A 26,649-nucleotide genomic window follows, 5' to 3' on the forward strand; every position below is an offset into this window, starting at 1 on the left:
TTTCCGAAGGCCCCGCACGAGTTCCCCCTCGTGCGGGGCCCGCCGCATTTCGCTATGCGGCCGGCAGGCACGGGGGCACCTGCCGGGACAGGGTGGCCTCCACCATCTGCAGGTCGGGGCCGCTGGACGTGACGATGAAGACCAGATGATCTCCCTCGGGGATCGCCGCGGGGTTGATCACGTGGTAGATCCCGCGGGAGTTCCGCTTCACCTCGTCGTTCGGAAGGACCTTGTCGAGCGCCTTGAGATTGGCGTGGTCGCTGTGGAACGTGGCGTGGCACGAGGCCGAGGGCGTCATGACGGCGGCGGGTACGCCGGCCTTGCGCAGCGTGGCCTGGAGCCCGGGGGCGCCCTTGCGGCGGAACAACTGCACGGCGACCGTGCCGCCCGGTCCGGACTTCACGGCGTAGTCGGCGTTGGTGACGTCGAGGCGGGTGCCCTCACCGGTGCGCGGTGTCGCAGTTGCGATGCCCGCGCCCGATTCCTGTGTGGCGGAGGCCTGCGGTGCCGGAGTGGCCTGCGTGGCGTCGTGCGGACCGGGCAGCAACGGCAGGGCGGTCACCACCGCGGCGACGGCGGCGGCCAGGCCCGCGGTGAACGCCACCCGGCGGAGCGGCGGGTGGAACCGGACCGGGGAGCGCCGACCGGTGGCGGCGGGCAGTGTGGCGGCGTGGTCGGCCAGCTCGCGGGCGAGCTCTTCCTTGAAGTGCAGGGGGGCGTTCACTGTGCGGCCTCCAAGAGGGCTTCGCTGGGGGTTCCGCGGTGGGCGGGACGGCTCGGCACGGTGCCGCGCAGCGCCTTGCGGGCGCGGTGCAGCCGTACCCGGGCGGCGGTCACGGTGATGCCGAGCGACTGGGCCGCTTCGCGGACGGTCAGCCCGTCCAGGGCGACCAGGTCCAGCACCTTGCGCAGCGGTTCCGAGAGCGCGGCGTGGGCGGACGCCATGTGCCGGGCGGCGCGGTCGGCGTCGATCCGTGCCTCGATGGCACCGAGGTCCTGCTCGTCCAGCAGCCGGTGCCCGCGGATCCGGGCCACCGCCCGCTGCTCGCGGACGCTGCCCTGGAAGTGGGCGTTCAGGACGTTGCGGGAGATGCCGTAGAGCCAGGCGACCGGTACGCCGCGCCGCGCGTCGTAGGTGTGCGCGCTCTCCAGGGCGGCCACGAAGATGTCCGCCGTCAGGTCGGCGGCGAGGTGGGGGTTGTCGACGCGGCGGGTGACGAACCCGAGCACAGCGTCGAACTGCTGCTCGTAGAACGCGGCGAAACCCGCCGGGTCACGTGCGGGTGGTGCTGCCGTACGGTCCGCTGCCACGGAATGCTCCTCAGGACGGATCGGAAGATGCGATCGCTTACACCTCTTCTTGGGAGCCGTGCCGGAAAACGTTACATCCGCCTCCTGCGGCCCGCCCGCCCCGGCCGTTCGCGCCGTCGTGGTGGGACAGCCGTGAGGGGCCGGGTGCCCTGAGTCATACTGGGGCGCCGGATCGGGAGGGGCGTACAGCGTATGAGGTATGGGGCGGACGGTGCGGGCCTGCCGGAACATATCGGCGGGTACACCGTGGAGCGGGAGTTGGGCGCCGGCGGGATGGGCACCGTCTACCTGGCCCGCTCCCGGGGCGGCCGTGCGGTGGCGGTGAAGGTGGCGCGCCCGGAGCTCGCGTCCGACCCGCACTTCCGGGATCGGTTCCACGCCGAGGTCGCGGCCGCGCGCAGCGTGGGCGGTTTCCACACGGCACCTGTGGTGGACGCGGACCCGGCGGCGGAAGCGCCCTGGCTGGCCACCGCCTACGTACCGGGCCCGACGCTCGCCGGACTGCTCGACGCCGAGGGGCCGATGGGCGAGGCGCGGCTGCGGCAGCTGGGCGCGGCTCTCGCCGAGGCGCTGGAGGCGATCCACCGCTGCGGCCTGGTGCACCGCGACCTGAAGCCCGGAAACATCATCATGGCTTCGGACGGCCCGAGGGTCCTGGACTTCGGCATCGCGAGGGCGCTGGAGTCACCCCGCCTGACGGCCACCGGGATGGCCTTCGGCACCCCGGGGTTCCTGGCGCCGGAACAGGCACAGGGCCAGGAAGTGGGCCCCGCCGCCGATGTGTTCGCCCTGGGCGCCGTGCTCGTGGCGGCGGCGGGCGGCAGCGCGTTCGGTGCGGGTACGCCGATGGGCATGATGTACCGCTCGGTGCACGAGGCCCCCGACCTGACCGCCGTGCCGGAGGGCCTGCGCCCGGTGGTGGCGTCGTGCCTGGCGAAGAGCCCGGACCAACGGCCGACGCTGGGGCACCTGCTGGACCTGATCGCACCGGCCACCGCGCGGTACTCCCCCACGGTGGCCGTTCCCCCTCCGCCGCCCCATGCGCCGCACATCCCCGCCCCGATGCATCAGCCCCCGGCGGGCTACGGAAGCGGAAGCGGAAGCGGATACGGCTACGGATACGGGGGTGGGGGCGGGGCGCCGCCACCCGACGACCTCGCCTTCCTGGCGGTCGCGCCGGACAACGCGCTCATGATCGACGAAATGGGCGTGACGATCGACTTCCGGTTCAGGTCGCTGCAGTTCGGCTGGGACGAGATCAGAACGGTCCAGTACGCGCCCGAGGGCCCCAAGCACCTCAGGGTCGTCGTCCACCTCCACGACGGCACGGCCCACCCGTGTCTGCTGGCCGCCCGCAGGCGGAGCCGCCTCAAGCAGTGGCTCCATGACCTGCCGATGATCCTGGCGTGCTTCACCTAGGATCTTCGGTCCGGGTCCGGCCTGATCCCCACGAAAGCCTCCGGCGGCATCGGGTACGCGTCACACAGCAGGGACCCGGCCCACCTCCGGCATGAGAGCCTCGCAGCGTGGCCACGGAAGCGGAGGCAGGGGAGCTGCTGCACCGGCGCGGCTGGCGGAAGGCGTTCACGGCCACCGGGATGGTGGAGGCGTGGGCCGCCCTGGTGGGCGCCATCGAGCGCGGCTACGAGCTCGACATCTACGAGTACACCAATGACCTCTACAGCCGGAACTGGCTGCACGAGGCATGGCTCCTGCTGGACGAGCACATCGTCCAGCTCCTGACCCCGAGGATCAAGGCTCTGGACGACCGGTACAAGGCCGCCACCGTCGACGACGACGGCCAGGCCCTCGACCACTTCCACCGCCTGCCCGGCCCGACCTGTGGTGGTGGCGACGACACCCCCGCGTCCTCACCGGAGACCTGGGCCACTCGCTCCGCGCGACCGGTGCCATCGGCGTGGCACCGGACACGTCCTGACCTCGGACTGACGGCCCGTCCGCCGGAACAGCCGCCGCTACCCCGCCGCCGCTGTCGCCGCCGATGCCTCGGCCAGCCGCTCGAACGTCTCGTTGAGTACCGTCCTGCGCGCGTCCTTGTACGCGGGCTTCGGCTCCAGCCCGTCGATCGTCCGCTCCCACACCGCGAGGAACGTCTCCCGCCAGGCCCGGATCACCTCGGGCGGCGGCAGGGTCACGCCCACCCAGCCCTGGCGGTGCAGGACGAGCAGCAGTTCAAGGTTGCAGGGGACGGCCACGCCCCAGTACTCGTCCTGCTCCAGCTCCACCGGATCGCCGCCCATCGCCTCCGTCACCTCGGCGACCAGCCGTTCGGCCAGCTCCGCGAGATGGTCCGCCGCCGTGTCGCTGTCGAAGTTGCCCGCGCCCCACGTACCCACTGTTCCGCCTCCGCGTTGTACGTCGTCGATCCCTTCCGCCATCACAGCAGAGGGCACTGACAGCGGGCGCCGCCCTGGAGCCGGCGGACAGCGGACAGGGCTCAACGCGCCGAGCCAGGAGTGCCCTTCGGGTCTGCGGACTCACGGAGGTCATCCTCGAACGCGTGGTGGAGCGTGTACCGCCGACGGCCGACGCCCCCGGAGGCGGGGTGCCGGGAGGCGGCTTCGTGGGCGGCGTCGGTCCATTCCGCGACGACCATGGCCTGTTCACCGTCCGGTGTCAGGTGGACGTGCGCGGCGAGCAGGCCCACCACCGTGTCGGCGGCCAGGCGGGAGCGTTCGGCGGTCCCGGTGAGCCACTCGCTCATCAGGGCTGTTCCGGCGGCAGGGCGGACGAGGTCCAGGAAGCGTGTCATGGACGTCGACCCTCAAGCATCAACCGCACTTGAGGTCAAGGCGCGTGCCGGGACGAGCCGAGCCGTGCGCCGGGACGGGCCGTGCGGTCGGGGACGCCCGCCGGGGGAGACCCGTCAGGCCGATGCCCCGCTGTCGACGACCAGGTCGGTGCCGACCACCGCGCCGGCCATGGGCGAGGCTAGGTAGAGCACGGCGGCCGCCACTTCCCCGGCCTCCGCGACCTGGCCGAGCGGGTTCTGCGACTTCACCCGCTCGGCCCGGTCGGAGTCGCTCTCGCCCGGCAGCAGCGACATGGGAGCGGCGGAAGCACCCGGGCTGACCGCGTTGATGCGGATGCCCTGGTGGATGTGGTCGAGAGCGGCGGCGCGGGTCAGCGCGGAGACCGCTGCCTTCGACGTGATGTACGGGGCGAGGTTCGGGATACGCAGGTGCGCGCCAAGGTTGGAGGAGACGTTGACGATGACCCCGCCACCGTTCTCCTTCATGTGGGCGATCTCGTGCTTCATGGCCAGCCAGACGCCGGTGACGTTGGTCCGCAGTACCGCGTCCCAGTCCTCCTCGCTCACCTCTCCGACAGGAACGGAGCCCCGGAGTATCCCGGCGTTGTTGACCGCGATGTCGAGCCCGCCGAAGCGGGTGACGCTCTCGTGCACGAGGCCCCGGAGCCGGTCCGAGTCGGTGACGTCGGCCGTGACGGCGGCAGCCGTGCCGCCGGCCGCCCCGATGAGGCGGACCGTCTCGTCCAGGGAGGCCGCGGTGCGTCCTGCGGCGACCACGGACGCGCCCTCGGCGGCGAAGGCGAGCGCGATCGCACGCCCGAGACCCGAGCCCGCACCGGTGACGAGCGCGGTCCTGCCAGTGAAGCGGTTCATTGTTCGGCAACTCCTGGGGATGGGAAGGGTGGTGCAGACGGCATATTTTTGACCGCTCATTCCAATATTTGGGCGTCACTATTTGAGCGTCACTATTTGGGCGTCATTACTTGAGCGTCACTATTCGGGCGTGATTTGGGCGTGCGGGAAGGTGCTCGCGGATTGCGGTGTGTGAGTCGGCCGCGCGCGGCTCAGGCGTTGGTGCCCCGGTCCAGCAGGGTCAGGGCCTGCTCTGTCGCGTCCCGCACCCGGGCGGGATCGCCGGACGTCTTGCCGACGATCCTTACGCCCTGCATGAGGACGAGCAGCATGCGGGCCAGCGCGCGCGGATCGCGGTCCTCCGGCAGCTCGCCCTGGGCCCGCGCCCGTGCGAGCGACGACTGCAGCAAGGTCTCGAAGTGTTCCCAGCTGATCTCGACCCGTCGGGCCGCCGCGGGGTCGTGCGGGGCCAGTTCGGCGGCCGTGTTGGTGATGAGGCAGCCGTTCGACCGGTCCGGGGCGGAGGTGGCCTCCGCGGCGAAGCGGCGTACGACCGCGCGCACGGCGGGCAGCGCGGGCCCCGGCCCGGACAGCTCGGAGAGGAGGAGCGGGTCACGCTCCTCCGCGTACCGGTCCAGGGCCTTCAGGTACAGCTCGTGCTTGTTGCCGAAGGTGGCGTAGATGCTGGCGCGACCGATGCCGAGATGCTCGACGAGGTCGGCGACCGACGTCGCTTCGTAGCCGCGCCGCCAGAACAGCTCAAGGGCCGACTGCAGCGCGGTGTCCGGATCGAATTCCTTGGTCCTGGCCACGTCGGAGACCGTAGACGAATACAGAACGACCGGTCAACAATCGCTTCGGGGTCGGCGCCAGGAAAAGCCGGTTGGCCAACGGGTGCCGAGCCGGAATGATCCTGATGCGCGGGGACGGGGGAGAGGGAGAGGGGTGGGCGATGGCTGACGTGTTCGCGTGTGCGCGGTGCGGTGAGGTGCTGACGGACCCGGTGACGCGGGTCGCGCTTCCGTCCCGCGCCCACCAGCGGTACGGACACGAGATGCTTCCGGCGCTGATGGATCCGGGCACGTATGCCGCCGATCCCGAGCCCTCCGGTCCGCCGTGGCGGCCGTGGAGCGAGGTCGGGCCGGAGGAAGCGGAAGCCCGCGGCGTTTTCGCACCGGTCCACGCGCTGTCCTTCGGCGCACCGGGGGCGGTGGCCGTCGCACCCGGCGACACACGGGGCACGGTCCTGATCCCGGAGCGGTGCGACGGCTACTGCCTGGGGCTGGACGGGCGGGACGGCCCGAACCTTGCGTGTGCCCGATGCGGTCAGCCGGTGGCGACCCGTATCGACTGCTGGCGGCCTCGGCGGGCGCTCCCGTATCGGTCCCTGACGGCCTCGTCGCCCAGACGTTCGCCCGCGCACTCGAAGCGCTGCTCCCGCCGGAACCATTGGTTCCGCCAGACCCGTTGGCACCGTCGGCTCCATCGAGTCCGTCACGTTCGTCGGCGAAGCGGGCGGCCCTTGCCGGACCGGGTCTGCCGGCCTCGGGTCCCGTTCCTGACATCGCCCTGGTCCCGCGGCATCCGCGTACGGGCGAACCGTGGCAGCCGCCGGGCGGCGCGGAGACCGTGCCGGTGGACGCCGATGTGTGGCAGGGGATGGCCTTCCCCCGCGAACCGCTGCCGGTCCCCGCGACAGGCGGAATGCCCGACGGAGTCCTCCGCGACGACCCCCTGCCGCCGTACCCCCACGTGCTGTTCCACCCCGACCAAAAGGTGCTCCTCCACACGCTGGCACGTCTGCCCGCCGTCCGTCAGCCGTGGCTGCGCCGGATCTACGACCGCGTGAGGCAGCACCCGTACGACCTCTTCTAGGCAGCCGCACCCGGCCACGGCACGGGGCTGCCCACCCGGTCGACGTGCCGTGCCGGAAGCCGGGGCCGCGTCAGCCGGAGTGGCGGGGAGTATGGCGACGAGGAGACCGCTCGGCCCGAGCCCCGCCCACGGGACGAGGGGGAACCAACATGCCCAGATCCCCAGGGAGTTCGAGGACTCCGCTCACCGTCACGAGCAGCTCCGGCGAGGGCAGTGGCGGCCCGCCCGGTGATCAGGGGTTCCACAATGCTCCTCCGGACATGAACGACGACGACGCCTCGCCGGCCCCGGGTACGGAGGCGATCTGCTGGCTGGATGTCGAACCGTCTGTCCGCACTGCCGGGAATCCTCCACGCGGAGACCGCGCTCACCGCACGCAGAACCAAATGCGCCGGCCCCTCCTCGCACGGCCCCGTGACGCATGGCGGGCACGCCGGTGCGGCCGGTACTGGCGCGGCCGGTGGCGTGTTTCGCCCTTTCAGGGCCACGCGTCACGCGGGTCTTCGCGCTGAGCCCAGGTCCTGCCCGGATCGGGCGGGTTGCCTCAGATCATGATGCAGCCGTTCTGCAGGGCTATCGCCCCGGTTGCCACGACGGCCATACAAACGAGGTGGTGAACGCAAGAACTCTGTGCATGCGCGAGGACCTTCCTGTCGACGATGGAGCGTGCGTCAGTCAGTGCCCGGTCAGCCGCAGGCCCACCGGCCCGAGAATCCGAAATTCAACCAGCGCCTCCGCTGGTTCTTCGGATAGCCCATGAGAATGGCACCAAGCGGCGAATCCCGCCATCACCGGTGCCACACATCGTGCGATCGCTTCCCATTTCTATGACCAACCCGAGCCGCTCCGGGGCAGCACCCGAAAAGGTCCGTTTCATCGGGCAAACCGGGCCCGGCCGGCCGGCCGAGAGCCGAGTGGGAACGCCCCGCCCGGCACGGCATGGCATGGCACGGCAGCAGGGTCCGGACCCCGTACGTCGTGGTCCGGACCCTGCGGCGGCGTCGCGTCAGCTCTGTGCGGTGTCGTCGCCCGTCTGCCCGGAGCGCTCGGCTCCGTCCTCGGCTGCGCTCTCGGCTCCGCCGGTCTTCTCGCGCATCTTGCGCACCAGCTCCGCCTTCTGGTCGGCGGCACCCTTGCGGTCGAGGTTGCGGTGCGGACCGTTGTTCTGCCGTTCGGCGCGGGACAGCCTCTTGCGCTGGCCGCCGCCCATGCCTACGGGGTTGTTGATGTTCTTGCTCACGGTCATGGGTTCTCCCGGAATGGTGTGAAGTGATCTACGGATTCATCGGTGGGGGACGGGCACGGCGACATCGGTGGACGTCAGCGGGAGCCCGTCACGCGCTCACTCGTAAATCGGCGTCTGGAAGAAGATGGCCGTCTGGAAGGACATGCCAAAGACGTTACCCGGTTCCGTCGGCCCCGCACACCAGCTATCGCCGCCCCGGCCCCGGCCGCACTTCCGGTCGGCAGCCGAGGCAGGCAGGGCCCGAACGAGAAGCGGCGCACATCGCGCGCGACGACACACGCCCGCGGCGGCTCCTCCGCCGCAGGGCGCCGTGGAAGGATCGCGGCAAGCCGGACACCACCCGATCAGGCCGGTTCGGGAACTCGGTGCGGGAGAGAAGAGATGTCCTTACCGGAACCTGAGCGCGAGGCCGAAGCGGCGGCGGCCATCGGCTTCGACCTCAGCGAATGCGTCCGGGAACCCATTCACCGGCTGGGCATGATCCAGTCCCACGGGACCCTGCTCGCGGTGGAGGCCGATACCGGCACCGTGGACACCGCGGCACTGAACACGCTCTGCCTGCTGGGGGTCGCCGCCGAGAAGCTGGTCGGAGGGCCCGTCACGCGGGTGCTGTCCCCCGAGCACTGGGCGGAGGCGCTCCAGATCTGCGCCGAGCACGACGCGGCAAGCCTGGTTCTCCCCGTCTCCCTCGATATGGCGGGCGCACCCAGGACGTTCGATGTGACCGCGCACCGGCAGGGGCCTCCGGTCGTTCTGGAGTGTGAGTCGCGCACCGTCGCGGCGCCGCGCTTCTCGCACTTCTACCAGGGGGTCCGGCGAGCTCTGACGCGTCTGCGGTCCTCGACGACAGCGGTCGAATGCTGCCGGGCAGCCACCCGTGAGATCAGGGCGCTGACCGGCTTCGAGCGCGTGGTCGCCTACCGCTTCGACGGGGAGAACGGGCCGGGAGAGGTGGTCGCCGAGGGCCACGAGCCCTGGCTCGGACTCTGGTTCCCCGCCAGCGACATCCCGCCCCAGGCGAGGCGGCTCTACCGCGACAACTGGATCCGGGCCATCGCCGACGTGGACGACATCAGCGTGGGTCTGCACCCTCCCCTCCGAGCCGGTTCGGGCCTGCCACTGGACCTGTCGGACTCCGTGCTGCGCACGGTGTCCGGCTTCCACCTGGAGTACCTGCGGAACATCGGAGTGAAGTCGTCGATGTCGGTGAGCGTCCTCCGGGAGGGCGAACTCCGGGGGCTGATCGCCTGTCACGGCTACACCGCTGTCACCATGCCCCCGGAACTGCGGGCGGCGTGCGAGTTCTTCGGCGTGGCCTTCTCCCTCCAACTCGCGGTCATCGAGGAACGGGAGCAGGTCGAGGCGCTCACCGCGTCCCGCGAGCGCCTCGACCGGATCATCTCCCGGGTCACGTCGGACCTGGAGGACTCACTCCTGGCAGGTGACAACGCCTTGAGGGATCTGCTGGACGCCGACGGCGCGGTGCTCTGCCGCGGTGACCGCAGCACCATCAGCGGGATGAGCGTTGCCCCCGCCCTGCTGGAGAACCTTCAGGCGCGCGCGGCAGGGCCGGCACCCGGCACGGTCTGGAGTACGGACCGCCTGTCCGAGGAGCCGGACCATCCCGACGCCATGATGGACGGCGGTGCGGAAGACGGTGCGGAAGGTGGCGTGGAGGACGGTCCGGCAGGGGCCCTGATGGTGACGCTGAGCCGCTCGGGCGACTTCCTCGCCTGGTTCCGCAGGCCCGTCCGACCGCCCGTCAATGGGCCACCGACCCCTCCAGGCCCGTCCAGGTCGGACCGCGCGGGCGACGCTGCTCCTGATCACCGTGGACGGCGTCAGCATGGAACCCCACTGCCGGCACGGGGACAGGCTGCTGATGCTGCGCCGGCCGGTGGCCAGGCTACGCCGAGGTCGCGTGGTCGTGCTGCGCGGCCCGTTCGGCGCGGCCGGAGCCCAGCGGACCGGCGAGGCGCGCTATGCCGTGAAGCGCCTGGCGGGCACTGGCCGGCCAGCCAGTGCCCGCTGGGACGGCCGGTGCTGGTCCGACAGTGCCACGGCGCCGGGTGGCGGTGCTGGGGGACAACGCTGCGCACAGTTCTGACTCACGGGAATGGGGGCTGCTACGTGCCGACCAGATCGGCGGAGTGGTCGTGGGCCGCGTCCGACGGGCGGCACTGCCGTAGCCCGTACTCCCGCGAAGCCATCGAGGCCCACTGGCTGTTGGATGGGAGCGCGTCGAACAGTGTGCTCCCTGCATTCAGGGCGTGATGGGGGCGCGACTGCTCGCAAGAGGGCCCGACAACAGAGAAGCCCCCCCCGGCTGTTGGCCTGGGGATTGTAGTTTCGAGCTGTGGAGCGGGTGACGAGAACCGAACTCGCGCTCTGAGCTCGGGAATCAAGGGCGCTTGGCAAGCCCAAGTCGATCTGACCTGTGTCTTTCCCCAGGGTGGGGTGGTTGGTCATGGTCCCTGGGATCCGTATCTGACCGGTGTCGTCCGCTCTGCTGGGCACGGACGGGGCACATCGACGGCAGGTCATCAATCTGAGGCCTTGTGCTGGAGTGGGCAGCCAGCCATGGCAGCCGACGGGTGAGTGGCTGTCGCGACGCGGCGCACTCGACTTCAGAAGTGTCGTGGCGGAGGCGGGCGGACTGTGGCCTCGGACCGGTCCGGCTCGGCGCAGGAGCCGTCCACCGGGCCCCCAGGCCGGGTCCGCCGGGGCGCCGTCAGCCGTACCAGAGTGAGCGTCGCCGCGAGGTACACCATCTGAGTGACGGTGCGGGGGAGCAGCTCGTCCCACCATGGGAGGTTCGGCTCCGACAGCGCCCACACCGCGTTGGCGGGGAACACGGCTACGAGCAGGGCGCTCAGCCCCAGCCCCGCCCAGGGGACGAATCTGCTCGCCAGCATGCCCAGTGCACCGGCGAGTTCGAGGATCCCACTCACCGTGACCAGCAGCCCTGCGAAGGGTAGTCGGCTCGGCACCATGTCGACGAGTTCCGCGCGCATGCCGACGAAGTGGACGGTTCCCGTCAGCAGGAACAGAGCGCAGAGCCCTGCGCGAAGGGCGAGCTCAAGGCCCCGATCGCGGTGGAACAGCATGGCGTTCGCCGCAAGAGTGACGCCGGACACGACGAGCAGGGTGATCAGAGGTTCCATGATGCTCCTCTCGACAGAACGGGCTGCGAGGCGTCACAGCAGCGACTGCGCTCGGCGCATGGTGTCGGTATCGATCTCCTGGATCCGGACGACGACGCCGTCCGGATCGGTGACGCGGATGCTGCGCCCGAAGTCCTCCTTGACGAGATCGTGCGCGTAGCCGGCGGCCGTGAGCCGGGCGGCGACATCCTCCAGCTTCTCGTCGGTGGAGAAGCCGAGTTCCACTGTCCCGGCCGGTCGGCCCTTGGAGACGGACGCGTCGTGGAGCCCGACCGCACCGGCCCCCGCGTCGAGGTGCGCCCAGACGGGCACGCTGTCCTCGGAACGAAAGATCAGGCCGAGCCCGGTGTAGAAGCTCCGGGACGCTTCGATGTCGGCGACATAGCGGATGGGCAGGACAGTGAGCATGTTCTCTCCTCGGCAGACTGCTGAGTGCGGCGGGTGGGCGCAGAGGGGGATTGCGCTGCGGGACCGAGCTCTCAGCCTCGCGCGCCGGTCAGCTTTCGAACGTAGAATCGGAGTACATCGGTGGAACAGGTGCATGGAAAGGGATATGACGGGGGATCGCGTCACACTCGACGCCACTGACCGGCGGATCATTCACGCGCTTCAGGTCGACGGGCGGGCTTCGTTCAGCCGCATCGCGGCAGTGCTGGACCTCGGCGAGCGCACGGTGGCCCGGCGCTACCAGCGCCTGCGCTCCCATCTCGCGCTCCGCGTCGTTGGCATTTCCGACGCGCGGCGCCTTGGTCACCTCGACTGGTTCGTCCGGATCCGCTCGATGCCCGAAGTGGTCGACTCGATCGGCGCCGCGCTTGCCGGTCGTGAGGACACCTCCTGGGTCGCCTCCATGGCCCCGGGAACCGAGCTGACATGCATCGTCCAGGCTGACCCGGCGGACGTCGACAGACCTGGCACCGCCTTCGACCAGCTCGGCCGCAGGAGGAATATCTCCTCCCTCACCGCGCAGTGCCTGCTCGCCCCGGTGGCCGGAGTCGGCGGCTGGGGCGGACGTCTCGGCGCACTGACCTTGGACGAGGAGTCCGAACTTGCCCCGAACACCGTCATGTCCCATGAGCGCGACGCCCGGGTCACACCAACTCCGGAGGACCAACGACTCCTGCGCCTGCTCGCCGAGGATGCCCGTACGAGCATCGCTGCACTGGCGCACCTGACAGCCACTCCCGAGTCCACGGTACGGCGCCGCGTCAACGATCTCGCCGAGAACGGCCTGCTGTTGTTCGAGGTCGAGATCGACCCCCGGCTCTACGGCCGCACGGTCGAGGCGATCTGCTGGCTGGATGTTGCACCGGCCCGGCTGGCCGCCGTCGGGAAGCAGCTCGCAACCCACGGCGAAGTGGCCTTTGCCTCCACGACGACCGGGCCGACCAACGTTCTCGCCTTCCTCGAACTCAGCAGTGCCGCAGCCTTGCACGATTACCTGACGGACCGGCTGGGAGCGCTGGAGGGAATCCGCCATGTCGAGACCGCGCTAACCGGCCGCAGAATCAAACGCGCCGGCCCACTCCTCGTGCGGCGTCGAAGCGCATGACATGTACAGGCGCACCGGCCCCTGGGGGCTCCGAAGTATTCGGTTGTTGAAAGGGCACGCCTCAGACCTTCGCGCGAACTTGGGGCGACCCCGGACACGCACACGACGGACCCGCATGGCTCTCGGACGAAGGTCAAGGCCCTGATCACTGACCAGGGGCCTTCATCAAAGAGCGGGTGACGAGAATCGAACTCGCGCTCTGAGCTTGGGAATCACCGGCGCCTACGGTTGCCCCGTGCGCCCTGACCTGCTGATACGTCACTCCGCAGGTGCTCCTGGTGTGGTCTCGCGGGCCCCGTGTTCACCGCTGTTGTCCGTCGGGCTGGGCATGGATGGGGCATGAGTGGCGGGGTGCTGCGGATATCCGTCGGGGTGCGCACCGATGGGCATGCCAGCGGGGATGCCAGTGCGCGCGCACGCTCACGATCTGGGGGAGCACTTCTGCGTGGAGAACTCCGAGACGGTGCGCCCGTGCTGTTCTCAAGGACCGGGCCTCCTCCATGTAGCCGCAGGTGAGCGCGAGGGGGACAACCGCAGCTTTCGGGCTTCAGGGACGCAGGGATCCGCGGCGGACGCCCTGCATACGGGCGCCGGTCAGCACGGCCCCGTCAGTCTTCGCCGAGATGAGGACGGCGTCCGTCAGGTCGGCGTCGGTGAGGTCAGTGCCGGTGAGGTCGGCGCCGACGAGCCTCGCGCCGCGCAGGGAGGCTCCGCAGGCCACGGCACCGGCCAGGCGGGCGCGGGAGAGGACGGAGTCGTCGGCATGAGCCCTCGTCAGGTCGGCGTCGCCGAGGTCGCAGAGGCCGGCGTTCACTCGGGTGAGTACGGCGCCCGCCAGGCTCGCCCCGCGCAGGTCGGCACCGGTCAGGAAGGCGTCGGTGAGGTCGCAGTCGGTGAGGGTGGCGCCACGCAGGTCACGCGTAGCCGAGGTGGACGCCTGACAGGTCCAGACCCGAGAGATTCGCACCGGCCAGTGGGATGCCGCCCAGGTCGTTATCGGTGCCCCACGGCTGCGTCCATGAGCGCACCATCGCGCGCCAGTCGCCGGTGCCCGCGGTCAGGGCGGACCGGAGCTCGACCAGGAAGGGCGCGTTCTCAGACTGAGCCCATCGCCTCCGTAACTCGGTTGCGTGGCTCTCTTCGTCCGGGATGCTGGGGGGAGTGGTCATGCGGCTGGCGTTCCGTCCCTCTTGTCACTGTTGTTTGATCTGGTGCAGGAAGCCCTTTACGCGATCCAGGTGGTAGACTGTTTCGTCGTACTTCTTGATGAGGACTTCGAGTTCTCGATCCGTCATCCCCTCCGGCAGTCGTTCCATCTCCTTCCAGAGGACCTTACGGACGTTCTCCAGTCCCTGCTGTGCCTGAGTGAGGGGATGTCAAGCACCTGGTCGGCCTGCATGCGGGTGAGCTTGCAGATCTCATGCGTGAGCGCCTTGAGCCCCCATACCTCTATGGCGAGTTTCGTTGTCGACGAACTGATCGACCTCGCCGGGCAATGTGTCGGTGGTGAGGAGACGCCACAACTTCGAGACTTGCCCCGTGATGCGGGCCGCCCGCTCGCGGTGCTCCTGCGCCTCCGGGACTTCGCTGTACCGGCGCAGGCGGAGGCGCATGTCTTGGAGGGCGGCCTGCACGTTCACCGAGCGGTTGCCGTCGGCGCAATCGAGGAAGCCGCGCCAGGTGGTCATGGCACCGTCGACGTCGCCTTGGCGTAGGCGTACGCCGCCGAGGTCGGCGAGGAGGAGGACGCGGGTGTCCAGCGCACCCTCACAACCAGGTGGAGCAGTCCTCCGCGGAGAACTCCGCGACCGCGGCGTCCTTCACGCTTTCAAGGTCCGGGATGTAGGGGCGGACGTCGGGAAGGGGTGTGCAGAACGTGATGTTGGAGGTCAGTGGCGCCTCGTCCGTATCAGCGAAGGAGAACGAGACGTAGGACTTCACCGCGGTGTCGCCGAAGTCTTCTTGGGCGCGCTGCAGGCACGCGGCGACGTAGGCCAGGCACCTCCGTACGAGGAGGGGCGCACGTTCGTCCGTCGCGGTGGGCAGGTCGTAGTCCGTCATTCCCCTGCCGTTGACCGTGGTTTCCTCCGCGAGCCGGTCGGAGTATGCCGGCAGGTCCTCGGGGAGGAGATCGGTCAGCACCCGCCCGCCGGCGGGCGTCAATGACCAGCCGCGTCCCACGACTTCACGGAACATAGGTGGGATGTCCTGGGAGCTCAGTCCTGCCGTGTCCGTCTCCTGCAGGAGCGCCCTCATTCGAGCATTGCTTCGCATGTCTAGCCCTCGCCGAGTGCGGCGAGCCCCTTTCTGATTCCTGCAAGGAAGCCTGGACTGCTCCCGACGGACTTCTCGATGCTACGCGGAAGGCCCTCGAACTTACCTGTCTCGAAGTCGTATTGGTACTTCGCGCCCTTATTGCTCTGGTCCTGGAAGTGCAACTGTCCGGCTCGCCCACCGGGATCGAGATTCTCCACGTCGATCCGGTATGGCCCATGATTCCACAACGTCTTGCTGGTGATCTGGGTTCCGTTGGCCCCGATCATGCCCTTCGCGTCGGGGTCCTTGATTCCGTAGAGCTCGCGGTTCGCCTCGATCCGCCGCTCCACGACGTCGGGGTGATACGGATCCTTCTCGAATCCAGGAGACGATGTGTAGCCCTCACGCAGAGGCTCGTACGGCGCCAAACCGAGTGGGTCGGACCACCGATGAGGGTTGGCGACGTAGGCGACAGCGTTCGGAGCCGGTGCCAGTCCGAGGGGATCGGGAGAGAGGTAGCGGGCAGTTTCGGGGTCGTAGTGGCGGCTGACGTTGTAGTGCAACCCGGTTTCAGGGTCGTGGTACTGGCCCGGGAACCGGAGCGGGGTGTAGGCCGTACTCGATCTGGACCAGGTGGTGGTTCCCCAGAGGGTGGCCCGTGTGCTCCAGGCCAGACCGCCTGACTCATCGATCAGCTCGGTGGGGGCACCAATCAGGTCGGTGGCGATGGCGAAGAAGCGTTCGTCGATCGCGGCGTCCGAGGAAGCCGGCGTCAGAATGCGTTCGCTCTGGGCCAGTGGCCGCACCCCGCGGTGGTCCCATGTCAGGGCGACGGTGTGAGGCACAACGTGCGAGGTTGTGGTCTGCTCACACAGCGTGTTGCCGTCCCAGGTGAACCTGGTCTCCTCGACGACCGTGCGCCCGTCCTCGGCGAGCCGTTGCTTCAGAGTGCGGCGCCCCAGAGGGTCGTACGAGTAACGCCACCGAGTGCCGTCCGGAGTGGCGACCCCGATGAGACGGTCCTCCGCGTCCCAGGTGTAGTGCCATGTGTCCGGCTTGCGGGACAGCCTCACCTTCTGGCGCAGGACGATGCGGCCGAGAGCGTCGTGCTCGTAGCGCACCCTGCCGGCCCGGGTTATGGCCGTGCCGTCGTACGAGCGGGGACCGACGGCCTCCGGCCCTGCATGGGAGGCAGGCCATGAGGCAGCTGCCTGGTTACCGGCGGCGTCGTACGTGTACGTCTCTTTCCAGCCGGCCGCGCTGACAGAGGTGACACGTCCGGCACCGTCCAGGTCGAAGTGACATGGACCGCGCAGTGTGTCATCCAGGTCTGTCAGATGCCCGTCCGCCCGGTAGGCGTAGGCGCGGCGGCGGAGAGTCCGGTCCCCGTGGCTGAACTGCTCCGCCGACAGGCGGCCCGCTTGGTCGAAGCTGGAGGTGAGCGTCAGGGCATCGCCAAAGACCCGTTGCTGTTCCCTGCCGGCTGCGTCGTGGGTGAAGGAGACATGGTGTGCCCCGGCGGTCAGGTGGGCCAGGTGGCCTGCGGCATCGTATCCGTACGTGGTTGACCGGCCGGTGGGCGTGACTCGGCGAGTTCGTCGGCCTGCGGCGTCGTAGGCGTACGTCATGACGCGGCCGTCGACCATCTCCGTCTTGACGCGCCCGGCACGGTCGTATCCATAGATGAGCTGGCCCTCGGGCCCGGCGGCCTTGACCATGCGCCCGGCGCTGTCATAGCCATACGTGGTTGTCTCGCCCGCCACCTCCTTCCGGACCACCCGCCCGAGAAGGTCGTGAGCGTAGTCAAGGCGTTCGCCCAAGAGGTTTGTCCGGCCGACAACCTGCCCCGCCGGGTCGGATTCGTACGTGAGGGTGCGCTGGTCGAAGTCTGTCTCGGAAACGAGCCGACCAGCCGCATCGTACGTGTATGACCAGGTCAACCCTTGTGGATTGGTGACCTGTGTCAGGCGTAGCTCGGCGTTGTGGACGAATTCGTGACGGGCGCCGCCCGGGTCCGTGCGGGCCGAAAGCAGATCGAAGTGCGTGTACTCGAAACGGGTGGTGCCGCCCGCGGCATCGGTGTGAGCGAGGCGGTTGCCCTCGCCGTCGTAGGTCCATGTCTCCGTAGCGCTGCCGGGACCCGTACGCGCGGCGAGTTCGCCATCGTCGCTCCACTTGAATTCGGTGATGGCTCCCAGCGGATCCGAGCTGCGGACCGGACGGCCGAAGGCGTCGAGCTGGAAAGAAGTCGTGGCGCCGAGCGGGTCTGTCAGCCGGAGCGGGAGCCCTGCAGGGTCACACAGGACCTCGGTCGTCCCCCCTGCTGCGTCCGTGACGGAGACATATCGACCACGGGCGTCGTAGGAATAGCGGGTCATGAGACCGGACGGACCAGTGAGCGCCGTCCGGTTCCCGCGGTCGTCGAACGTCTGAGAGGGCGGTATGAGACCTGATGCCCGATTCTTCGTTTCGTGCGGGACAAGCGGACAGGTTGTGGCGACGTCGGTCGACTATGGCCGGGGCTGGGTGAACAAGCCTGGCTCGGTCTCGGCCAGGATCCCGCGGTCGGCCAGCCGCTTGAGCTTCAGGCGGACGTTGTTGATGTTGTTGGGCGCGACCGTCAGGTCCATCGCCTCGCACACCTGCCGGGCCCGCAGCGGGTGGTCGGCCGCGGTGAACACCGCCATGATCTGCTGGTAGGCCGGATGATCCGGCAGCTGCGGCGCCGGCGGCGCGGGCGGCCCGGGGTCGGGCAGCTCCAGCAGTGTCTTGCGGGTGATCCGGACTTCCTCGGCGGCCCGGCCGAGTTCGTCGAGCTGTGTGGTCAGCTGCGTGATCTGTTCCCGCATCGTCCCGGCCTGCGCGGTGATCTCCCGTTCCCGCTCCTCCAGCCGCGCCAGTACCGCGCCGAGCGTCAGCTCTCCGCCGGTCATGCGGTGCGCCAGGCCGGCACGGTCGCCCCGGTCAGCCGGTGCAGTATCACCGCGGTCATCGCCCAGTACACCCGCGACTCCGAACTGCGGGGCAGATGCTCGTAGTCACGCACCAGCCTGCGGTGCAGCATCAAGATCCCATACGCGCGCTCCACCACCCACCGCTTGGCCTGGGGAACGAACCCGGTCTGCGCGGGGTTGCGCTCCACGACCTCCACCTCGATGCCTACCTTCTGACCGTGCGCGACGACGGCGTTCTTGAAGCCCTGGTCGACCAGGGCCTTCTCCACGGTGTCGGTGTCGGCGGCGACCTTGTCCAGCAGCGCGAGGCCGACGGCGTTCTCGTGCGCCGACGCGGCCGCAACGACCACTGCGATCACCAGCCCCGACACGTCAACGGCCAGGCCGCGCTTGCGGCCCGGTACTTTTTTTGCCGCGTCACGCCCCGCCGTCTGCGTGGGCACTCCAGCCGCCGCGTGCACGCTCTGGGTATCGAGCACCACCAGGCTCGGGTCCGCCTTCCGACGAGCCATTTCCCGCACTTGCCAGCGCAGCAGGTCGTGAATGGTCTGATCGATGCCGTCGTCACGCCAGGTGTAGAAGTAGTACTTCACCGCGCCGGGCGGCGGAAAGTCGTGCGGGAGCAGCTCCCACTGGCAACCGGTCCGGCCCTGGTAGAGCAATGCGTTGACGATCTCCCGCATCTCGTATCGGCCCTGATGGCCGCTGACCGAGGGATGCGCGGCCTTCCACGCGGTGATCACCGGCTCGACCAGCGCCCACTGCTCGTCGCTCACGTCGGTCTTGTAGGGCTTGCGCTCGCTCACGGCGACCAGCCCAACATGCCAATGACCACCGACCGGCCGGGATGCCCCACCGCCACACGTTCAGGCGACGACAAAACTCCTATGTACTCTCATTCCGCCCTCTGAGGGCCGAGCCCGACGTGTTCGGCCCGGTGGCCTCCGATCCCACCGTCTCTCGCCTCATCGATACCCTGGCCGCGGCCGGGCCCAAGGCGCTCACCGCGATCCGCACGGCCCGAGCGGAAGTGCGCTGCGGAGTCTGGGAGTTGGCCGGGGGCAACGGCCGGGCCGCCGACGGCAGCGTGATCGTGGACATCGACGGAGTGCTGGTCCTGGCGCACTCCGAGAAGCAGGACGCCACCGCGACCTGGAAGAAGACCTTCGGTCATCACCCCCTCGTCGCGTTCGTCGACCACGGCCAGGCCGGGGCCGGAGAGCCCATGGCCGCACTGCTGCGGCCCGGCAATGCGGGCTCCAACACCGCGAGCGATCACATCGAAACCACCCAACTCGCCCTGGCCCAACTGCCCAGGAACCTGCGGCGCGGACGCCAGACACTGATCCGCACCGACTCCGCCGGCGGCACTCACGCCTTCCTCGACTGGCTGACCCGCCGGGGCCGGTGGCTGTCGTATTCCGTCGGCATGACCATCACCGACGCCATCCACCAGGCGGTGCTGAAGATCCCGAAGGAGGCGTGGACGCCGGCCTACGACTCCGGCGGCACGGAGCGGCCCGGCGCCTGGGTCGCGGAGATCACCGACATGCCCGACCTGACCAGCTGGCCGAGGGGGATGCGGCTGATCGTCCGCAAGGGACGGCCTCACCCCGGCGCCCAGTTGCGCTCCACCGACCTCGACGGACTGCGGTTGACCTGCTTCGCGACCAACACCAAAGGCGGCCAGCTCGCCGACCTTGAACTCCGTCACCGAAGGCGGGCCCGCTGCGAGGACCGGATCCGAAACGCCCGCGACACCGGCCTGCGCAACCTGCCCCCGCACGACACCGCACAGAACCGGATCTGGCTGGAGATCATCTCCATCGCCCTCGACCTGCTGGCCTGGATGCCGATGCTCGCCCTGACCGGCGACGCCCGGCGCTGGGAACCCAAACGACTCCGGCTCCGCCTGTTCTCCGCCGCCGCGCAGCTCATCCACACCGGCCGCCGCCGCTGGCTCCGCTTCACCGCCAGATGGCCCTGGACCGAGGTCATCTCCCACGCGATCGACCGGCTCCAAGCCCTCCCGAACCCCGGCTGACCAGCTGGCCCGACCGTCCCGACAACCCGCACCACCACCCGGGAAAGTGGAACCCGGCGCACACCCGACGCGACCGTCGGGCCCTCGGCCCGCCCCGCACCCGAAAAGACTGCACCACCCCAACGCCAAGCAATCATCAGCAAACTGACGGGAACTCACCAATGATGAAGGTAAACGGGGCGAAGGCGGGGATCTCGTTGCTCTTGTCGGCGACTTGGCGCTGGGCCAGGACTTCTCCGGTGTGGGCCATCGCCGCGAGCGGGGTTATGGCCGTGCGGTCGCCGGTGCGCGAGCCGCGCACGGCCTTGCCGTCCACGGCGATCGGCCGCACCCCGCCTCGGGACCCCTTCGGGGGCCCGAGGCGGGGTGCGGCGGGCGTCGAGGAACTCGCCGATCGCGGTGTCCAGGAGGTCGTCGTCGAGGCGGGCCAGCAGGCGGCGGACGGTGCCGGGTTGGGGAACGGGCACGGTGCCGGTGAGCGGGTCGGGCGGGAAGCCCAGACAGCGCAGGGCCCACGCGGGCGCGTCCGCGAGCCACTCACCGATCGCGCTCAGGGACCGGGCCCGGCCAGGACGCCCGCGGCCACCGCGCTCACCAGCGCGTTCAGCGGGTAGCGCCGTCCGCGCGGATCACGTGGATCGGGCACCAGGGCCAGGAATTTGTGCAGGTCAACGGCGTCGGCCAGCGGGGCCGGCCCCTCGGCCAGGGCCAGGTGCTCCAGCGCGGCGGGCATGGGAGAGGATGTCGGGGCAGGCGCGGGCTCGCTCGGTGATCATGGGACGTAGACACTCACATGATCACCGGCCCCGTGCCTGTGCTGCATGCGGCAACAAACCTGTATGACACGGGACATGACACCCCATCACGCATAGACGCCGCAAAACCTCTTCACGCAATGCCCCTGCGACGACCGTGGCGTCAATGGCGTACTTGTGCCCGTGCACCCCAGCGCCTCTGAGGAGCTCAGCCGCCGCCTTCGCCGCCTGCTCGGTGACGGGCTCCACCTTGACACGGGACAGGACCCGAGAAGAGGGAGGTATATGCATCCCTTCGAGTATCACTGAAATTCTCGTGCACCTTCCGAAGAGAGTCGCACGCGGCGGTCATCAAAATCCATCGGTACGCTCCATGGTTTTTCGTACCGCATCCATCAGCTCTTCATCCGATAGGTCGTCAGGATCTTTGAGGGCCGGATCGATGGAATAGTCTTCCAACAGTGAGAAGATCTGATCGAAGGCCGTGAGGAGTGGGTCGCGGAGCCTCTCGCCGTTGTCCTGGGATGTGCGGCGAGCGTCCAGCCAGCCGCGGGCGAAGTCCGCTCCGCTGATGGACCCCGCGGTGAAGGCCTGCATCAGATTCACCTGACGAGCAGCGCCTGTTCCGGCGGGAATTTCCCGTGCGCGGGCCCAGGCGATGTGGCGGGGGGAAAATGACTGCGAGATGTCCTTGAGTTCCGGCCATCGCTTGGCTGCGGTGCGGACGTATCGTCCGAAGCGGGCTCGCCCCCCGTCCACCCCTTCCGGGACAGCGCCCTTCAGAAATCCTGCTGTTCCTGCTACTAGCACGTACCCGGGGCGGGGGAACAGAATCGCACCCTGCCGGTCCGACGAGGCAAGAAGGAGGGGAGGACCGAATCCAACCAATTCCGATGCCGCTATGTCTGGTGCAATCGGACGCCAGGTTCGGCAAGCAGTTTCGGACCCGATCGCCACCATTAGTACAGCGTCCGCTCCTCCCGTGCGGCAGCCTTCGGTGATGCGCTGGACCAGAGCGTCGTCCACGCGCGAGCCGGCAGGCACCGGAACGACGAGCTTGGCGCCGACGGCCAACCAGGCCGAGTTGTAATCCCCGAGGCTGGACAAAATCCCCAGCTGATCGGAGTTCGCTTCGCCCGGGATGTTGTAATCAGTCACCAAAGGAATCCCTTGTCGATGATGTCTTTAAATTGTTTGTCTCCCAATTTCCAGGCCGACCAAAATTTCCCGTCCGCGTGGAGCATCACCATTTTTTGGGTGCCTGGATTGATGAAACCCACGGCTGGTCCCTGGCCTCTGTAATCAAAGCGGTAAATTTTTGTCCCGTCTGCGGTTATATGGGAGCGCATGCTTTCTTCGAACCGTTTCAGGTTTGCTCCATTCAGATTGCCTTTCGCGTCCAAAAAATCGTCGCCATGTGCATGAAACTTCTTGCTCATTACTTTCTGACTCGAGAAGTCTGCCTTCTTTTCCCAGCCGCCGCGAGGGCAGGGGGCGAGGCCGAGTGGGTCGGACGATGAGTGGGGGTTGTGAACATAGGTGAATGCGTTGGGTGCCGGTGTGAGGCCGAGTGGATCCGGGGTGAGATAGCGGGCAGTCTCGGGGTCGTAGTGCCGGTTGAGATTGTAGTGGAGGCCGGTCTCGGGGTCGTGGTATTGGCCGGGGAACCGGAGTGGGGTGTAAGCGGTATTGGTTTTTCCCCAGGCGGTGGTGCCCCAGAGCGTTGTCCGAGAGTGCCAGGCGAGATTTCCGGACTCGTCAACGAGTTCGGCGGGAGCACCAATCAAATCCGTGGCGATCGCGAAGAAGCGTTCGTCTGTCGTCGATGGATCGGTGTCCGCAGCAATGATGCGTTCGTGCTGGGCCATGGGGCGTGTGCCCTGGTGGTCCCAGGTCAGAACGACCGGGCGGGGGAGGCTCGGGGAGGTGGTCGTCTGCTCGCAGAGGGTAGCGTCGTCCCAGGTGAAGCGAGTTTCCTCGACGACGGTCAATCCGTCGTCGCCAAGGCGTTGCTTGGCGGTGCGCCGGCCCAGCGGGTCATACCGGTAACGCCATCGTGTCCCATCCGGTGTAGTGACGGCGGTGAGACGGTCCTCGGCGTCCCACGAGTATCGCCAGGTGTCGGGCCTCCTGGAGAGGCGGGCCTTCTGGCGCAGGGTGATGCGACCAAGAGCATCGTGCTCGTAACGGACCCTTCCGGCACGCGTGATGGTCGTGCCGACGTACGCACGGGGCCCGGTGGCTTCGCTGCCCGGATGAGAAGCCGGCCATGAGGCGGTCGTCTGGTTACCAGCGCCGTCGTAGGAGTACGTCTCCGTCCAGTTCGCAGCAGTGACCTTGGTGACTCGACCGATCGCATCAAGATCGAAATGCCGACGCCCGCGCAGGTTGTCGTCGAGGTCTGTGAGATGTCCGTCGAGCTGGTAGTTGTAGGTGCGGCTCACCAGAGCGCGCGCGCCGTGGGTCAGCCGCTCAGTGGAGAGCTGGCCGGCCTCGTCGAAGGTCGCGGTGAGGGTCAGCGTGTCGCCGAAAGTGCGTGTCAGTTCGCGGCCTGCCGCATCAAGGGTGAAGTTGATGCGTTGGGTGCCCGCGTTCAGATGAGCGAGTCGGCCAGCGGCATCGTAGCCGTAGCTGGTGGACCGACCAGTGGGCGTCACACGTCGCGCACGGCGGCCAAGAGCGTCATACGCGTAGGTCATGACGTGCCCGTCGGTCATCGTTGTTCGGAGGCGTCCACCCCGGTCGTATTGGTGGGTCAGTTCGCCGTCCGGTCCGACAGCCCGGACCATGCGCCCCGCGTCGTCGTAGGCGTAGGTCGTTTCCTTTCCGGCGGAGGATTTGCGGATGACGCGGCCCAGCGCGTCGTGTTCGTAAGCGACGTTCTCGCCGAGCGGGTTCGTACGGGCTATTACCTGCCCTACTGGGTCACGTGTATAGGCATAGGTGCGGCCGCCGAAGTCTGTTTCCGATATGAGCTCACCGGCGGAGTCATAGGTGTACGCCCAGGTCAGCCCCTGAGGGTTGGTGACCTGGGTGACACGGAGTTCACTGTCGTGCTGGAAGGCGTAGCGCGCTCCGTCAGGATCTGTGCGGGTGGTGAGCAGGTCGAAGTCGGTATATTCGAAGTGGGTGGACCGCCCCATAGGGTCGGTGTAACTGGTGCGGTTGCCCTCGCCATCATATGTCCACGATTCCGTTGCGCCGTCGGGGTGCGTACGGCTGGCAAGCTCACCGTCAGGCGTCCACTGGCACACGGTCTCGGACCCCAGCGGGTCCGTGATGTGGACCAGGCGGCCGAAGACGTCGAATTGGAAGTGTGTGGTGGCGCCGAGCGAGTCGGTGACACGGACCGGGAGCCCTGCGGGGTCATGGAGCACTTCGGTCGTAGCTCCGTCCGCCTCGGTGAGAGAGACGAGCCGACCGTAGGTGTCGTATGAGTAGGAAGTGGTGCGGCCGGTTGGGTCGGTCAGTGCTGTGCGGTTGCCACGTTCATCGAATTCCTGATGCCATCGACTGCCGTCCGCATGGGTGAGCGTGGTGATGAGGCCCGATGCGTCCCGCTGAGCCCGCAGCTCGGTGCCGTCCGGCCGCCTGACACCGACGGGTCTGCCGGCCTCGTCGTAGGAGAACGTGGTGGTGTGCCCGAGCGCGTCGGTGTGCGTCAGCCGGTGCCCGTAGGCGTCGAAGGTTTCGCGGGTGGTGTGGCCGAGTGGGTCGGTGGTGGCCAGGACTCGGCACCTGCTGTCGACGAGATGACGGGTGGAGCGGCCGTCGGCGGTGGTGAGGGTAGTGGTCCGGTTGCCCGTGGACGGGTCAGGTTCGGTGTATGTCAGGGTGAGCTGGAAGTGGCCCGTCTCGCCGCCCTCCGCGACGACGCGGTCCCGGTCGTCGTAGGCGTAGCTGTATCGGCTGTTGTTGGAATCGATCCAGGCCGTGACCCTGCGGTGTTCGTCGTAGGCGAAGGTGAGGGCGGCGCCGGATGGTTTGGTGACGTTGGTGAGGTTGCCGTCGGTGTATCCGTAGGTGCGCAGGGGGAGGGCCGCGGTTGGGTCGGCGGTCGTGAGTCCGTTCTCGTCCGTCGTGGGGGTGAGCAGCGCCAGGCTTGTGACGAGTCCGTCTGCCAGTGCCAGCTTCAGGTGGTAGCCGGCGGAGTGGACCAGTGCCAGGGGTGTGCCGTCTTCGGTGCGGTCGAACGTGATGGTGTTGTTGTTGCGGTCGCTGATCTCGCTGAGCCAGGCGGTGCCGTCTTCGCCGGGGTCGATTCCGGGCGGGGCGTCGAAGTAGCGGGTGAGGCCGGTTTCGGGGTCGGTGATCGTGTAGTCGCCGGATGCGTCGCGTTCCAGAGTGTTGCGTGAGGTGCCGGATTCCGGGCGGGTGGGGAGCCCGGGTGCGGGGTGGGGGTAGGTGATGAGGCGGCCGTCGTCGGTGATGTGGATGACGCCGTTCGCGTCGATCTCCAGGTGTTCGTCGACGGTGGAGGACCAGGAGGGGCCGAAGAAGCGGCCTGCGGTGTAGCCGGATTCGACGCGGCGGGTGAAGGCGAGCGGCAGGACGCCGGGCAGGACCACATCGGTCTGGGGCAGGAACATGCGGCCCGAGGCGAGGTCGACCGGGTCGGTGCCCTTGGTGGTGCGTTCCTCGGGGGTGCGGTTGTGGGTGCCTTCGGGGGCGTCGTCGATGAGGCGGCGTGCTTTGTTCGCGTCCTGGGCGAGGTCGGCGAGTTCCTTCGCGGTGCGGGCTCCCTTGACCGCGGCGCCGCCGCCGCCGGTCGCGGCGGTGAGGACGAGGTCGGGGACGAGGCGGCCGAGCCCTTCGGCGGGGTCCTTCATGAACTCGGTGACCATCTGCCTGCCGGTGCCCCAGGGGTCGTTGGCGACCTGGACGAGTCCGGCGGCGGTGTTGTTCAGCGCGAGGGCGTACTCGGCGGGGTGGGTGAGGTTGTACGGGTCCATCGGGTTGACGGTGCGTACGAAGTTGAGGAGCCCGGCCGTGCCCTTGGCGACCCCGCCGACGAAGTGCGCGTTCATGATCTGGGTCTCGGCGAGCCCGTCCATGGCCTGCTCGGCGTAGCTCGGCTTCTTCGGCGCGGCGTCCCGTGCGGCGGCTACCGCGGTGCGGGCCGTCTCGGCTGCGGTGTTGCGCTGCGTACGGGCTTCCGCCAGCAACTGCTGGGCCTCCTCCATACGCGCCTTGCCGGGGTCGGTGAACTCGCCGGGCCTGGGCGGCAGCGTGGAGGGGTCGCGTTTGTCGGAAGGCATGGCGTTGTACGTGTCGACGGCCTTGTTGAACGTGTCGCACTTCTTCTTGTGGGCGTCCATCGCCTCCTCGGAGGCTTTGGTACCCGCTTTCCACTTGTCGATCGCCAACTGGGCCTGACCCTGCGCCCATTCGACTGTCCCGGCGAATGACTCCAGCGCGCCCGCGGCCTTCTCGAAGGCGTCGGAGGCCTTGAACCATTTCGGCGGCTCGATGGACACCGAGTCGCGGAACGCGTCCGCTGTTTTGCCCTTGAGCTCGGAGGCGTCCAGTCCCTTGAGCCCGCCGCCGACCTTGTCGAACGCGCCCTGCAGGGCTTTGAGATGACCGGCCGAGGAGCGGATTTCGGACGGGCTGCCGTAGACCAGCTTCTTCTTGTCCTCGGTCTGTCCGAGGTCCATCTCCTCGACCTCGGCGCCCATCCGGTTCGCGACCGAACGCGACTGTTCACGTACCCAGTCCGCGCCGGAGTCCCAGCCCACGTCCTCCAGCCGGTCGGCCGTCCAGTCCCCGGCGTCCTCGACCCGGTCACCGACCCACTTCGTGCCGTCCTCGACGGCGTCCTCGATGACGTCCGGAGTCAGATCGCTGACAAGATCCCCGAGTCCCAT

22 protein-coding genes and 6 pseudogenes are annotated in these 26,649 nt (G+C 68.6%); 6 read left to right on the forward strand and 22 right to left on the reverse strand.

Annotated features, from left to right (window positions below):
- Positions 1-52: 52 nt before the first annotated feature.
- Positions 53-724: a hypothetical protein gene (locus RLT59_RS19765; protein WP_311304618.1), complete on the reverse strand. Its 672-nt coding sequence runs from the start codon at positions 722-724 to the stop codon at positions 53-55.
- Positions 721-1,311: an RNA polymerase sigma factor gene (locus RLT59_RS19770; protein ID WP_311304619.1), complete on the reverse strand. Its 591-nt coding sequence runs from the start codon at positions 1,309-1,311 to the stop codon at positions 721-723. The genes RLT59_RS19765 and RLT59_RS19770 overlap by 4 nt, the downstream gene beginning before the upstream one ends.
- A gap of 192 nt (positions 1,312-1,503) precedes the next feature.
- Between RLT59_RS19770 and RLT59_RS19775 the strand changes: the two genes are divergently transcribed.
- Positions 1,504-2,730, forward strand: coding sequence for a serine/threonine-protein kinase (locus tag RLT59_RS19775; protein ID WP_311304620.1), 1,227 nt, complete (start codon positions 1,504-1,506; stop codon positions 2,728-2,730).
- Positions 2,731-3,287: 557 nt separating this feature from the next.
- Here the strand turns inward: RLT59_RS19775 and RLT59_RS19780 are convergent.
- The 4 genes from RLT59_RS19780 to RLT59_RS19795 all read right to left on the reverse strand — a co-directional run bounded on the left by RLT59_RS19780 (position 3,288) and on the right by RLT59_RS19795 (position 5,748).
- Positions 3,288-3,668 carry a DUF4259 domain-containing protein gene (locus RLT59_RS19780; protein WP_311304621.1) on the reverse strand — a complete coding sequence of 127 codons (381 nt, stop codon included), beginning with the start codon at positions 3,666-3,668 and terminating at the stop codon, positions 3,288-3,290.
- 101 nt (positions 3,669-3,769) lie between these two features.
- Positions 3,770-4,084, reverse strand: a complete 315-nt coding sequence (locus tag RLT59_RS19785; RefSeq protein ID WP_311304622.1) for a hypothetical protein — start codon at positions 4,082-4,084, stop codon at positions 3,770-3,772.
- 114 nt (positions 4,085-4,198) lie between these two features.
- Complete coding sequence (locus RLT59_RS19790) at positions 4,199-4,957, reverse strand: SDR family NAD(P)-dependent oxidoreductase (protein WP_311304623.1); 759 nt, start codon at positions 4,955-4,957, stop codon at positions 4,199-4,201.
- A 191-nt stretch (positions 4,958-5,148) separates the two neighbouring features.
- Positions 5,149-5,748 carry a TetR/AcrR family transcriptional regulator gene (locus RLT59_RS19795; protein WP_311304624.1) on the reverse strand — a complete coding sequence of 200 codons (600 nt, stop codon included), beginning with the start codon at positions 5,746-5,748 and terminating at the stop codon, positions 5,149-5,151.
- A gap of 140 nt (positions 5,749-5,888) precedes the next feature.
- On the opposite strand from RLT59_RS19795, the pseudogene RLT59_RS19800 reads away from it, so the two are divergent.
- A pseudogene (locus tag RLT59_RS19800) lies at positions 5,889-6,811 on the forward strand (hypothetical protein).
- Between the two features lie 1,006 nt (positions 6,812-7,817).
- On the opposite strand, the gene RLT59_RS19805 reads toward RLT59_RS19800, so the two are convergent.
- Positions 7,818-8,057 carry a DUF6243 family protein gene (locus RLT59_RS19805; RefSeq protein WP_311304625.1) on the reverse strand — a complete coding sequence of 80 codons (240 nt, stop codon included), beginning with the start codon at positions 8,055-8,057 and terminating at the stop codon, positions 7,818-7,820.
- A 477-nt stretch (positions 8,058-8,534) separates the two neighbouring features.
- Here RLT59_RS19805 and RLT59_RS19810 point away from each other — a divergent pair.
- Positions 8,535-9,761 (forward strand): annotated as a pseudogene (locus RLT59_RS19810) (GAF domain-containing protein); the annotation flags it as partial.
- Positions 9,762-10,132: 371 nt separating this feature from the next.
- Positions 10,133-10,246 (forward strand): S26 family signal peptidase, encoded by a 114-nt coding sequence (locus tag RLT59_RS19815; RefSeq protein ID WP_311307791.1) that lies wholly within the window; start codon positions 10,133-10,135, stop codon positions 10,244-10,246.
- A 438-nt stretch (positions 10,247-10,684) separates the two neighbouring features.
- Here the strand turns inward: RLT59_RS19815 and RLT59_RS19820 are convergent, their stop codons facing one another.
- Both RLT59_RS19820 and RLT59_RS19825 read right to left on the reverse strand, forming a co-directional pair.
- Positions 10,685-11,221, reverse strand: coding sequence for a DoxX family protein (locus tag RLT59_RS19820; RefSeq protein ID WP_311304626.1), 537 nt, complete (start codon positions 11,219-11,221; stop codon positions 10,685-10,687).
- A gap of 33 nt (positions 11,222-11,254) precedes the next feature.
- Positions 11,255-11,629: a VOC family protein gene (locus tag RLT59_RS19825; RefSeq protein WP_311304627.1), complete on the reverse strand. Its 375-nt coding sequence runs from the start codon at positions 11,627-11,629 to the stop codon at positions 11,255-11,257.
- A 133-nt stretch (positions 11,630-11,762) separates the two neighbouring features.
- Between RLT59_RS19825 and RLT59_RS19830 the strand changes: the two genes are divergently transcribed.
- On the forward strand, positions 11,763-12,773 hold the full coding sequence (locus RLT59_RS19830) for an Lrp/AsnC family transcriptional regulator (protein ID WP_311304628.1): 1,011 nt from the start codon (positions 11,763-11,765) through the stop codon (positions 12,771-12,773).
- A gap of 547 nt (positions 12,774-13,320) precedes the next feature.
- Here the strand turns inward: RLT59_RS19830 and RLT59_RS19835 are convergent.
- The 8 genes and pseudogenes from RLT59_RS19835 to RLT59_RS19870 form a co-directional block, all read right to left on the reverse strand.
- On the reverse strand, positions 13,321-13,740 hold the full coding sequence (locus tag RLT59_RS19835) for a pentapeptide repeat-containing protein (protein ID WP_311304629.1): 420 nt from the start codon (positions 13,738-13,740) through the stop codon (positions 13,321-13,323).
- Entirely contained in the window at positions 13,688-13,942 is a 255-nt protein-coding gene (locus RLT59_RS19840) for a hypothetical protein (RefSeq protein ID WP_311304630.1), read from the reverse strand. Before RLT59_RS19840 ends, RLT59_RS19835 begins: the two co-directional genes overlap by 53 nt.
- A gap of 24 nt (positions 13,943-13,966) precedes the next feature.
- Positions 13,967-14,131, reverse strand: a pseudogene (locus RLT59_RS19845) (polymorphic toxin type 28 domain-containing protein); the annotation flags it as partial.
- Positions 14,132-14,191: 60 nt separating this feature from the next.
- A complete protein-coding gene (locus RLT59_RS19850) occupies positions 14,192-14,461 on the reverse strand; it encodes a hypothetical protein (RefSeq protein ID WP_311304631.1) in 270 nt (89 codons plus the stop codon).
- 79 nt (positions 14,462-14,540) lie between these two features.
- A complete protein-coding gene (locus RLT59_RS19855) occupies positions 14,541-14,969 on the reverse strand; it encodes a hypothetical protein (RefSeq protein WP_311304632.1) in 429 nt (142 codons plus the stop codon).
- 80 nt (positions 14,970-15,049) lie between these two features.
- Positions 15,050-17,461 (reverse strand): annotated as a pseudogene (locus tag RLT59_RS19860) (RHS repeat-associated core domain-containing protein); the annotation flags it as partial.
- Between the two features lie 78 nt (positions 17,462-17,539).
- A complete protein-coding gene (locus tag RLT59_RS19865) occupies positions 17,540-17,962 on the reverse strand; it encodes a hypothetical protein (RefSeq protein ID WP_311304633.1) in 423 nt (140 codons plus the stop codon).
- Complete coding sequence (locus RLT59_RS19870; protein WP_311304634.1) at positions 17,959-18,789, reverse strand: IS5 family transposase; 831 nt, start codon at positions 18,787-18,789, stop codon at positions 17,959-17,961. The genes RLT59_RS19865 and RLT59_RS19870 overlap by 4 nt, the downstream gene beginning before the upstream one ends.
- 101 nt (positions 18,790-18,890) lie before the next feature.
- Here RLT59_RS19870 and RLT59_RS19875 point away from each other — a divergent pair.
- A pseudogene (locus tag RLT59_RS19875) lies at positions 18,891-20,027 on the forward strand (IS1380 family transposase); the annotation flags it as partial.
- A gap of 136 nt (positions 20,028-20,163) precedes the next feature.
- Here the strand turns inward: RLT59_RS19875 and RLT59_RS19880 are convergent.
- The 5 genes and pseudogenes from RLT59_RS19880 to RLT59_RS19900 all read right to left on the reverse strand — a co-directional run bounded on the left by RLT59_RS19880 (position 20,164) and on the right by RLT59_RS19900 (position 26,649).
- Positions 20,164-20,343, reverse strand: a complete 180-nt coding sequence (locus tag RLT59_RS19880; protein WP_311304635.1) for a hypothetical protein — start codon at positions 20,341-20,343, stop codon at positions 20,164-20,166.
- 234 nt (positions 20,344-20,577) lie between these two features.
- Positions 20,578-20,760, reverse strand: coding sequence for a hypothetical protein (locus tag RLT59_RS19885; protein WP_311304636.1), 183 nt, complete (start codon positions 20,758-20,760; stop codon positions 20,578-20,580).
- A gap of 154 nt (positions 20,761-20,914) precedes the next feature.
- A pseudogene (locus RLT59_RS19890) lies at positions 20,915-21,049 on the reverse strand (DNA-binding protein); the annotation flags it as partial.
- Between the two features lie 84 nt (positions 21,050-21,133).
- Positions 21,134-21,940, reverse strand: a complete 807-nt coding sequence (locus RLT59_RS19895) for a colicin immunity domain-containing protein (RefSeq protein ID WP_311304637.1) — start codon at positions 21,938-21,940, stop codon at positions 21,134-21,136.
- The gene (locus RLT59_RS19900) at positions 21,937-26,649 is read right to left on the reverse strand and encodes a putative T7SS-secreted protein (protein ID WP_311304638.1); all 4,713 of its coding nucleotides are present in this window, start codon (positions 26,647-26,649) and stop codon (positions 21,937-21,939) included. Before RLT59_RS19900 ends, RLT59_RS19895 begins: the two co-directional genes overlap by 4 nt.

This window comes from Streptomyces sp. ITFR-6, assembly GCF_031844725.1.
Taxonomy (GTDB): Bacteria; Actinomycetota; Actinomycetes; order Streptomycetales; family Streptomycetaceae; genus Streptomyces.